This is a genomic window from Phenylobacterium sp. 58.2.17 (genome assembly GCF_026411515.1).
GTDB lineage: Bacteria > Pseudomonadota > Alphaproteobacteria > Caulobacterales > Caulobacteraceae > Phenylobacterium.
On sequence record NZ_JAPMTQ010000035.1, the window covers coordinates 17,878 to 27,797 of the forward strand.

Below are 9,920 nucleotides of genomic sequence, written 5' to 3' on the forward strand. Positions count from 1 at the left end.
CACAGGTCTGCGGGCCGCTACCTTCGAGCCGTGTGCGGGTTTGCATTTCCGCCCGGATGGAGGCCAAGTGAACCGCGATAAGTTGATGTGACGCTTACGTAAGGGTCATCTTCACATTGTCACGCGAGGCGCGTATGTTCCGCGCCCAACGAAATACGCTGTAAATGCTCGCGCCTGGGAGCCGCCTATGAACCTCGACTTTTCGCCTGAAGACGCCGCCTTCCGTGAGGAGGCCCGCGCCTTCATCGCCCAGAATTATCCCAAGCAACTGCGCGAGAAGCAGGATCGCGGCGAAGAACTGAGCAAGGAGGACTATCTCTCCTGGCACCGCATCCTGGCCAAGAAGGGCTGGGCGACGCCGTCGTGGCCGGTCGAGTTCGGCGGCACCGGCTGGACCCCCACCCAAAAGTACATCTGGTCGGAAGAGCAGGCTCGCGCCGACACCCTGGGCATCCTGCCGTTCGGCGTGTCGATGCTGGCCCCGGTGATCTACACCTTCGGCACCCAGGAGCAGAAAGAGAAGTTCCTGCCGGGCATCCGCGACGGCCTGGTGTGGTGGTGCCAGGGCTATTCGGAGCCGGGCGCCGGTTCGGACCTGGCTTCGCTGAAGACCAAGGCTGAGCGCGTCACGGGCGACGACGGCAAGGAGTACTACATCGTCAACGGCCAAAAGACGTGGACGACGCTCGGCCAGCACGCCGACTGGGGCTTCTTCCTGGTCCGCACCGACCCGGACGCCAAGCCGCAGTCGGGCATCTCGTTCCTGCTGATCGACATGAAGACCCCGGGCATCGAGGTGCGCCGCATCACGACCCTGGAAGGCGGCCATGAGGTCAACGATGTCTTCCTCGACAACGTGAAGGTGCCGGTCGAGAACCGGGTGTTCCACGAAAACCAGGGCTGGACCTGCGCCAAGGCGCTGCTCGCCCACGAGCGCACTGGGATCGCCGGCGTCGCCCGCTCGAAGCGCGGCCTGGAGAAGGTCCGCGAGATCGCCTCGACCGAGCTGTCGGACGCCGGCGGCAAGCTGCTGGCCGACCCGTTCTTCAAGCGCAAGGTCGCCGAGCTGGAGATCGACCTGACGGCGCTGGAGTTCACCGAACTGCGCACCCTGGCCGGCGAAAGCAGCGGCAAGGGCCCGGGCCCGGAAAGCTCGATCCTCAAGATCAAGGGCACCGAGATCCAGCAGCGCCTGACCGAACTGGTGCTGGAAGCGGTCGGCCACTACGGCGCGCCGTATCTGCGCGACCTCGGCCACAACACCAACATCGGCCCGGACTACGCCGACGGCGTGGCCGGCAACTACTTCAACATGCGCAAGACCTCCATCTACGGCGGGTCGAACGAGATCCAGCGCAACATCATCGCCAAGATGGTGCTGGGCCTCTAAGCGCCGATCGTCTTAAGTCAGAAAACAACACTTATTTCCCGCCTGGGCCGGAGCGCCCGGGCGGGGTGATGCACGGGGAAACCAGATGGATTTCAGCTTCACCGAAGAACAGTCGATGCTGCGCGACACCGTCGCGAGCTATCTGGCCGATCACTACAGCTTCGAGCAGCGCCGTGACGCGCTGAAGGCCGAGCCGGGCTGGCGTCCGAACGTGTGGAAGGCTTTCGCCGAGGAACTCGGCATCCTGGGCGCTCCGTTCGCCGAGGAACTGGGCGGCCTGGGCGGCGGCTCGACCGAGAACATGGTCATCATGGAAGAGCTCGGGAAGTCGCTCGTCGTCGAGCCCTACCTCGGCACCGTTGTGATCGGCGGCGGCTTCCTGAAGCATTCGGGCTACGCCGGCGCGGCAGACCTGATCGGCGGCATCATCGGCGGCGAGACGATCATCGCCTTCGCCTATGCCGAACCGCAGGCCCGCTACACCTGGCAGGACCTGAAGACCATCGCCAAGAAGGACGGCGCCGGCTACGTGCTCAACGGCCAGAAGGCCGTGGTCATCGGCGCGCCGTACGCCACGCACCTGATCGTCACCGCCCGGACCGGCGGCGGCCAGCGCGACGCCCAGGGCGTCTCAGTGTTCATCGTGCCGAAGAACGCCAAGGGCGTGACCACCCGCGACTACCCGACCGTCGACGGCTTCCGCGCTTCGGAAGTGACCTTCGAGAACGTCGCGGTCGGCGCTGACGCGCTGATCGGCGCCGAGGGCGCGGGCCTGTCGCTGGTCCAGAAGGTGATCGACGAAGCCGTCGTCGCCACCTGCGCCGAAGCCTGCGGCGTGTTCCGCAAGCTGCACGAAGGCACCCTGGAATACACCAAGCAGCGCAAGCAGTTCGGCCAGCCGATCAGCCAGTTCCAGGTCCTGCAGCACCGCATGGTCGACATGTTCATCAACCTCGAGCAGTCGATCTCGATGACCTACATGGCCAACATCAAGCTGGCCGACGACGACGTCGAGCGGGCCAAGGGCGCTTCGGCGGCCAAGGTGCAGATCGGCAAGGCGGCCAAGTTCATCGGCCAGAACGCCATCCAACTGCACGGCGGCATGGGCATGACCGACGAAATGGCCATCGGCCACTACTTCAAGCGCGCCACCATGATCGAGAGCGCCTTCGGCTCGACCGATCATCACCTGGCTCGCTACGAAAACCTGAGCCTGGGCGCCGCGGCCTAAGCCGCCGACGCAAAGCGACATCGAAGCGCGTCCGGTCCGCCGGGCGCGCTTTTTTTGTGCCTGGCCGACTCTGACGCAGAAAAAGTTCGTCGCGAATGTCGGGACGGCCCGACCTGCGTCGTCCTGGGGTGCGTAACCCCCGGAGGAGTCCCCCATGCGAATGATCTTTGTGAACCTGCCCGTGAAAAGCGTGACGGCGTCCCGCGATTTCTTCGGCGCGCTGGGATTCACGTTCAACGAGCAGTTCTGCAGCGCCGACACCGCCTGCATGGTCATCGAAGAGAACATCTTCGCGATGCTGCTGGAGCATCACCGGTTCAAGGATTTTGTGACCGGCGACATCGCCGACGCGCACAAGACGACCGAGGTCCTGACCTGCCTGTCGGCGAGCAGCCGCGCCGAGGTCGACGATCTGTTGAGCAAGGCGCTGGCCGCCGGCGCCAAGCCCTGGAAGCCAAACACCGACATGGGCCCGATGTACGGCTGCAGCTTTCAGGACCTGGACGGCCACGTCTGGGAGCTGATGTACATGGACCAGGCGGCGATGGCCGAAGGCGCCGCGCCGCAGGCGGCCGACGCCTAGCGGCTCACCCGAAGACGGCCGCCAGCCGCGCGTGCTCGGCGGCCATTTCGGCGCGGAAGCTGTCCTTGGACCAGAGGCGGTAGTCGCCCTGGGCGTAGGCCTGGGCGTTGCGCCAGTAGAGGAACGCGTTCAGCGCATTGGCGCGGCTGTTGTCGCGGGTCTTGGTCGCCACGCCGGGCGAGCCCATGACGATGGAATTGGCAGGTATCACCGTGCCTTCCTTCAGGAAGCTGCCGCCCGCGACGATCGAGCCGGCGCCGATCACGCAGCCGTCCATGATCGTCGCGCCGATGCCGATCAGGCAGTTGTCGCCGATGTCGCAGCCGTGCAGCGTGACGTGGTGGGTGATCGAGCAGTTCTCGCCCACGATGGTCGGCGTGCCCGAGCCGACATGGATCATCACGAAGTCCTGGATGTTGGTCCGCCGCCCGATCACCACCTTCTGGCTCTCGGCGCGCACCACGACGTTGCACCATATCGAGGCCTCCGGCGCGATCTCCACCGCGCCGAAGATCCGCGCCGACGGATCGATCCAGGCCGAGCCCTGGTCTTGGACGTCGGGGCCGAGGAAGGGGGCGGTGGTCATGTCTGGAACTCCGATAGCGAACTGGGCGCCACAATCGGAGATTTCCCAAACGTCAGACAAGCGCCGCCCTTGCCAAACGCGGGCCAACCGCGCCTAACCGCAGGGTCATGGCCCTTCGCGACTTCGCCCTCCTGGTTTTCGTCTGTCTGCTTTGGGCGGCCAACAACATCGTCTCGAAGTATGTCGTGGCCTACCTGCACGCGCCGCCGCTGTTTTACGCGGCCGTCCGGTTCATCCTCGTCGCGGCGGCGGTGTTCCCCTGGCTGCGCAATCCGCCGCGGCCTCTGTGGCGCCTGCTGCTGATCGCGGTGTGCATGGGCGCCGGCTCATTCGCGTTCATGTTCATCGCGCTGAAGACCGCCAGCCCCTCGTCGGCGGCGATCGTGAGCCAGCTCATGGTGCCGACCACCACCTTCCTGTCCTTCATGCTGCTGGGCGAGCGGCTGAACCGCCGCCGCTTGCTGGGCATCAGCCTGACCCTGATCGGCGCCCTGGCGGTGATGTGGGACCCGCACGGCTTCACCCTGACCGGCGGCCTGGCCTTCGTGCTGGTCTCGGTGGTGCTGGGCTCGCTGGGCTCGGTGCTGATGAAGCAGATGGAAGGGGTCAAGCCGCTGCAGTTCCAGGCCTGGGTGGGACTGGCCTCGGCTGCGGTGCTCATCCCGATGTCGCTGATCTTCGAGCCCGGCGGCGTCGAGGCGGGCCTCTCGATCGGCTGGCGGTTCTGGGTCGCGGTGATCTTTTCGGCCCTGGTGGTCTCGGTGTTCGGCCACACCGCCTACTACTGGCTGATCCAGCGCTACGAGGCGAACCTGATCTCGCCGTTGACCCTGATGACCCCGCTGGCCACCATCGGTCTCGGAGTCGTCATCACCCATGACCCGTTCGACGCCCGCATGGCCTTCGGCGCCGCGGTGGCGCTGGCGGGCGTGCTGATCATCGCCATGAGGCCCAATCAGATCATGCTGCTGCTGCTCAATCTTCGGGGGCGCGCCCGATGAACTTCATCGAAGCCGTCTCGCCGAATTTCAACGAGCGTAAGGTCCCGCCGGACATCATCGTCCTGCACTACACCGGCATGCAGACCGGCGAGGAGGCGCTGGCCTGGCTGTGCAACGAGGAGTCCAAGGTCTCGTCGCACTATCTGGTCGAAGAGGACGGGCGCGTGTTCCGCCTGGTGCCCGAGGAGCGCCGCGCCTGGCACGCGGGCGTGTCGTCCTGGAAGGGCGAGACCGACATCAACGGCCGTTCGATCGGCATCGAGATCGTCAATCCCGGCCACGAGTGGGGCTATCGCCCGTTCCCTAAGCCCCAGATCGACGCGCTGATCGAACTGTTGGGCGACATCCGCAGCCGCTGGCAGGTCGAGGACGGCCGGATCATCGGCCATTCCGACGTCGCCCCGGCCCGCAAGGACGATCCGGGCGAGCTGTTCCCCTGGAAGACCCTGGCGCAGGCGGGGCACGGCCTGTGGGTGGAGCCGAACGCCGCCCCGGGCGCCAGCTTGGCCGAGGGCGAGGAGAGCGCCGGGGTGTTCGCGCTGCAGGCGGGGCTGACGCGGCTTGGCTACGACTGCGCGCCGTCCGGCAAGTACGACGCCGACACCACCACCATCGTGCGGGCCTTTCAGCGCCACTGGCGGCCGGAAAAGGTCGACGGCGTCGCCGACGGTATGACCCGCGCGCGGCTGATCGGCCTGCTGCGAGCGGCGGCCGGGGCGTGAGCGCGCCGGCGATCCGCGCGACGGCGGCGCAGGACGCCGAACAGGTGCTGGCGCTCTATCGCGCCGCCGCCGGCGGGGCGGGCGGCCTGGCGCGGCGTCCGGACGAGATGGACCTGGCCTATGTCGAGGGCTTCCTCGCCAAGGCGCGCGCCGGCGGCGTGAGTTTGGGGGCCTGGATCGATGGACGGTTGGCCGGCGAGATCCATGCCAGCCGTATTGGTCCGGAGCAGTTCGCCCATGTGCTGTCGGACCTGACCGTCGCCGTCGACCCGGCCTGGCAGGGCCGGGGCGTGGGGCGGGCCCTGTTTGCGGCGCTGTTCGAAGCCGCGCGAGCCTTGTCGCCCCAGGTTACGCGTATCGAGCTGATGGCCCGCGAAGGCAATATCGACGCCATCCGCCTCTATGAGCGGCTCGGTTTCGTGATCGAGGGGCGCTTCGTCCAGCGCGTGCGCATGCCCGACGGACGGCTCGAGGACGACATCGCCATGGGACTGCTGCTGGCGCCGGCTTGACGGCGGGGGCGAGCAGCGTCAGCAGTGCTGGCCACGAGATTTCCGCCTTCCGGCATACCATTATTTCGAAATTGAGGGACGTTTTGATGCGCAACCTGTTCAGCGTTGAGGGCAAGGTCGCCCTGGTCACCGGCGGCAGCCGCGGCATCGGCGAGATGATCGCCCGCGGCTATGTCGAGAACGGCGCCAAGGTCTACATTTCCTCGCGCAAGGCCAATGTGTGCGACAGCCTGGCCGAGGAGCTGTCGAAGTACGGGACCTGCATCTCGCTGCCCTTCGACCTGTCGAACATGGAGGGCATCACCGGCCTGGCCGCCGCCCTGGCCGAGCGGGAGGACAAGCTCGACATCCTGGTCAACAACGCCGGCGCCACCTGGGGCGCGCCGATCGACGAATATCCCGAGGACGGCTGGGACAAGACCGTCGACCTCAACGTGAAGTCGATCTTCTTCCTGACCCAGAAGCTGCTGCCGCAGCTGCGCGCCGCGGCGACGCACGAGAACCCGTCGCGGGTCATCAACATCGCCTCGGTCAACGGCATCGAGCCGCCGGCCCTGGAGACCTACGCCTATTCGACCTCGAAGGCCGGCTGCATCATGCTGACCCGCCACCTGGCCAAGCGGCTGGCGCCCGAGCACATCCTGGTCAACGCCATCGCCCCCGGCCCCTTCCAGAGCCACATGATGGCCGCCACCCTGGCCCGGGCCGGCGACGCCATCGCCAAGTCGAACCCGCGGGGCCGCATCGGCACGCCCGAGGACATCGCCGGGGTGGCGATCTTCCTGGCCAGCCGCGCGAGCGCTTACACGACGGGCGCCGTCGTGCCCTGCGATGGCGGTTCGGCCGAGTTCTAGACCACGTTCGTCATCCCCGGCCGCGCAAGCGCGCCGGGGAGCCATAGGCGCGAGCCCGGCCCGCTAGGCCCGGCGTATGGATGGCTGGGACCTGCGGCCCGGCCATGACGAACCAAGAGAGAAGGTTCGCACGCCATCCCGGTCTTGCTGCGCAAACCGGGATGGCGGCTATTGGCGCTACCCCCGCCGTCCTCTTCCCCCGGGGCGGATCGGGGCCGGCGACCAGCCGCCCTTGCCGGGTTTGTGGACGCCGCCGGCCTTACCGCCGTTCAGGGCCTGGTGGCCGTGCTGCTTCAGGGAAAGCTGGCGTTCGATGATCGCGCGGGCGCGCTCGGACGCGGTCGGTTCGTGGGCGGATTCCGGGTGCGGCGCCGGCGCGCGCGGTTCGTCTGATTTCGGCATATTGTGTCCAGTCGACATGAAGCGCCCGCGCGCATGGGCGCGGCGGGGCAGGGAACAGGCGTCAGCCTGGGGTTCCTCAGGGCCTCAATCGATCACAGCACACACGTAGATATCCTCTGCCGGACAGCTCGCTAGAAGCTAGGCGCGAGGAGCGGGTTCCGCAAGGCTGGGCTGGAGGCGCTGCTCCAGCCCCGCAATCAGCAGGTCGACGCCGAACTCGAACCCCGCGTCGATGTCGGGCGGTCCGCCTTGCAGCGCCCAGGCCAGGTTCGGCTGCAGCTCCAAGGAGGGCGGGGCAGGGCGGGCGCCTTGCGCCTCGTTCGCACGGCGCGTGACCTCGAACCGCGACCAGCCGACCACATAGGACAGCGCCGTCCCGTAGGCGGCGATGGCGTCGGCTGGGGCAAGGCCGGCGTCGCGCATGATCCCCAACGACAGCTCCAGCGGGCGCGCGGCGCGCGGGCCCGAACTGTAGTCGTCGGGGAACAGGCGGGTGATGTCGCGCGTCTCGACCAGCCGGCGGCGCAGGACGCCGGCCATCCGCTTCAGGTCTGCACGCCAGTCGCCGGTCGGAGCGCCATAGTCGAGGTCGGCGATCAGGTGGTCGAAGAGCAGCAGGGAGAGGCCTTCCTTGCTCTTCACGTGCCAGTAGAGCGCGGGGGCCTGGACGCCCAGTTCGGCGGCGACGCCGCGCATGGTCAGCCGGTCGTACCCTTCGCGTTCGAGCAGGCGCGCGGCGGCCTGGACGACGTCTTCACGCGACAGCTGGGGGCCGGGCTTACGGGGCATGGCGACCTTATTGACGCAAGCGGGGCGTCGGCGCTAGCTTGTTATTTAACGGCGTTAAATAAAGGTGCCCCCATGCAGGCCCCGCTTCCGCCCGTCCCGGTCCCGCCGCCGCGGCCGCTGCCCCTTTGGCAGGTGCTGCGCGTCGCCCGAGGCAACACGCTGGCGGTGATCCCGCAGGGCGCGTTCGTTGAGCCGGTGTTCGCCCAGCGCAGCCCGCTGGGGCCGAGCTTCCTGGTCAGCGCGGCGGAAGGCGTCAAGCACGTGCTGCTCGACGCAGCCGACAACTATCCGAAGGCCGCGATCCAGAGCCGGCTGTTCGAGGCTTTTCTCGGCGAAGGCGTCCTGACCAGCGAGGGCGAGGTCTGGCGGCGGCATCGCCGGCTGATGGCGCCGGCCTTCGATCCGCACAGCGTCCAGGCGGCCGTTCCGACCATCACCGCCACCGCACGCGAGGTGATCGGGACCTGGCGGCCGGGGCAGGTGATCGATGTCTCAGAGGCGATGGGCGACCTGACCCTGAAGATCATTGCGCGGGCGATGTTCTCGGCGGCTGGGGACGACCTGGGGCCGGTGATGGAGCGGACCCTGCGATCGGCCGAGGCGGTGCTGGAGCGGTTCGGGCTGGCCGACTTCACGCCGGGCTTGAGAGGGCTGCGGGCCCGCGACCGCGAGCGGCGGATCGCAGCCCTGTTCACCGTGTTCGACGCCTGGATCGCGCGGCTGATCGCCGAGCGCCGCGCCGCGCGTGGCGACGGCGACCTGCTCGACCGGCTGATCGCCGCGCGTGACCCAGAGACGGGGCGGGGGCTGAGCGACCGCGAGGTGCGCGACCAGTTCGTGACCATCTTCATCGCCGGCCACGAAACCACCGCGGTGGCCCTGACCTGGACCTGGTACCTGCTGGCGCTGCACCCGCAGGTCGAGGCGAGGCTGCATGCGGCGCTCGACGCCTCGCCCGACGCGCCGCCGACCTATGCGCGTCAGGTGATCGAGGAGGCCATGCGCCTGTTCCCGCCCGTGCCGCGCATCCCGCTGCGCCAAGCCAGGGCTGAGGACGAGATCTGTGGCGTGCGCATCCCCAAGGGAGCGCTGGTCTGCGTCGCGCCCTGGGTCGTGCATCGTCATCGCGACCACTGGGACGATCCGGAACGCTTCGACCCGGACCGTTTTGCGGGCGAGCGGCCGGCGCGCTACGCCTATCTGCCGTTCGGCGCGGGGCCGCGGGTCTGTATCGGCGCCTCGCTGGCCATGACCGAGGCGGTCGAGGTGCTGTGCGAGATCGCCCGCCGCTACCGCCTGAAGCTGGTCGATCCGGGCGAGGTGGGCATGAAGCCGCGGATGACGCTGCGCCCGGTGGGACGAATTGGGATGGAGCTGGTCGCGCGGGAGCCTTGACCGGCGGCGCGGGGCGGCCCAATTAGCGCGCGGACCAGACGGCCGGGCGATCGCGGCTGCTTTCGGGCAGTCGAGGAAAGTCCGGGCTCCACTATGACATGGCGGCGGGTAACGCCCGCCGGGGGCGACCCCAGGGATAGCGCCACAGAGAGCAGACCGCCCCGGTTTCGATCGGGGTAAGGGTGAAAGGGTGGGGTAAGAGCCCACCGCGGACCTGGTGACAGGGACGGCATGGCAAGCCCCGCCAGGAGCAAGACCGAATAGGGATTCCGCGCCCCGCAAGGGGTAGGGCCGTCATAGGCCTGAGGCGTCCGGGTAGGTCGCGAGAACCGTCCAGCAATGGGCGGTCCAGAGGAATGATCGTCGCGCCCGTTCGCGGGCGGCACAGAACCCGGCTTATAGGCCGTCTGGTCCGTACTTCCGTCCCGCTTATCCACCGCCGTCCACAGGTAGGG

General features: G+C 67.9%; 11 protein-coding genes and 1 other RNA gene. 9 read left to right on the forward strand and 3 right to left on the reverse strand.

What is annotated here, in order from left to right:
• Positions 1 to 187: 187 nt before the first annotated feature.
• The 3 genes from OUA97_RS17755 to OUA97_RS17765 all read left to right on the forward strand — a co-directional run bounded on the left by OUA97_RS17755 (position 188) and on the right by OUA97_RS17765 (position 3,204).
• Positions 188 to 1,390, forward strand: coding sequence for an acyl-CoA dehydrogenase family protein (locus OUA97_RS17755; RefSeq protein WP_267233368.1), 1,203 nt, complete (start codon positions 188 to 190; stop codon positions 1,388 to 1,390).
• Between the two features lie 85 nt (positions 1,391 to 1,475).
• Complete coding sequence (locus tag OUA97_RS17760) at positions 1,476 to 2,621, forward strand: acyl-CoA dehydrogenase family protein (protein ID WP_267233369.1); 1,146 nt, start codon at positions 1,476 to 1,478, stop codon at positions 2,619 to 2,621.
• 154 nt (positions 2,622 to 2,775) lie between these two features.
• Positions 2,776 to 3,204 (forward strand): VOC family protein, encoded by a 429-nt coding sequence (locus OUA97_RS17765; RefSeq protein WP_267233370.1) that lies wholly within the window; start codon positions 2,776 to 2,778, stop codon positions 3,202 to 3,204.
• A gap of 4 nt (positions 3,205 to 3,208) precedes the next feature.
• On the opposite strand, the gene OUA97_RS17770 is transcribed toward OUA97_RS17765, so the two are convergent.
• A complete protein-coding gene (locus OUA97_RS17770) occupies positions 3,209 to 3,790 on the reverse strand; it encodes a gamma carbonic anhydrase family protein (RefSeq protein WP_267233371.1) in 582 nt (193 codons plus the stop codon).
• Between the two features lie 107 nt (positions 3,791 to 3,897).
• Here OUA97_RS17770 and OUA97_RS17775 point away from each other — a divergent pair, with 107 nt between their 5' ends.
• The 4 genes from OUA97_RS17775 to OUA97_RS17790 all read left to right on the forward strand — a co-directional run bounded on the left by OUA97_RS17775 (position 3,898) and on the right by OUA97_RS17790 (position 6,879).
• A complete protein-coding gene (locus tag OUA97_RS17775) occupies positions 3,898 to 4,791 on the forward strand; it encodes a DMT family transporter (RefSeq protein ID WP_267233372.1) in 894 nt (297 codons plus the stop codon).
• Positions 4,788 to 5,513: an N-acetylmuramoyl-L-alanine amidase gene (locus OUA97_RS17780; RefSeq protein ID WP_267233373.1), complete on the forward strand. Its 726-nt coding sequence runs from the start codon at positions 4,788 to 4,790 to the stop codon at positions 5,511 to 5,513. Before OUA97_RS17775 ends, OUA97_RS17780 begins: the two co-directional genes overlap by 4 nt.
• Positions 5,510 to 6,025 carry a GNAT family N-acetyltransferase gene (locus OUA97_RS17785; protein WP_267233374.1) on the forward strand — a complete coding sequence of 172 codons (516 nt, stop codon included), beginning with the start codon at positions 5,510 to 5,512 and terminating at the stop codon, positions 6,023 to 6,025. Before OUA97_RS17780 ends, OUA97_RS17785 begins: the two co-directional genes overlap by 4 nt.
• An 86-nt stretch (positions 6,026 to 6,111) precedes the next feature.
• Positions 6,112 to 6,879 (forward strand): SDR family oxidoreductase, encoded by a 768-nt coding sequence (locus OUA97_RS17790; RefSeq protein WP_267233375.1) that lies wholly within the window; start codon positions 6,112 to 6,114, stop codon positions 6,877 to 6,879.
• 177 nt (positions 6,880 to 7,056) lie between these two features.
• Here the strand turns inward: OUA97_RS17790 and OUA97_RS17795 are convergent, their stop codons facing one another.
• On the reverse strand, positions 7,057 to 7,281 hold the full coding sequence (locus OUA97_RS17795; protein ID WP_267233376.1) for a hypothetical protein: 225 nt from the start codon (positions 7,279 to 7,281) through the stop codon (positions 7,057 to 7,059).
• A 138-nt stretch (positions 7,282 to 7,419) separates the two neighbouring features.
• Positions 7,420 to 8,070: a TetR/AcrR family transcriptional regulator C-terminal domain-containing protein gene (locus tag OUA97_RS17800; RefSeq protein ID WP_267233377.1), complete on the reverse strand. Its 651-nt coding sequence runs from the start codon at positions 8,068 to 8,070 to the stop codon at positions 7,420 to 7,422.
• Positions 8,071 to 8,142: 72 nt separating this feature from the next.
• Here OUA97_RS17800 and OUA97_RS17805 point away from each other — a divergent pair, with 72 nt between their 5' ends.
• Entirely contained in the window at positions 8,143 to 9,465 is a 1,323-nt protein-coding gene (locus OUA97_RS17805) for a cytochrome P450 (protein ID WP_267233378.1), read from the forward strand.
• A 34-nt stretch (positions 9,466 to 9,499) separates the two neighbouring features.
• Positions 9,500 to 9,880, forward strand: an RNA gene (gene rnpB, locus OUA97_RS17810) — RNase P RNA component class A.
• Positions 9,881 to 9,920: the final 40 nt, after the last annotated feature.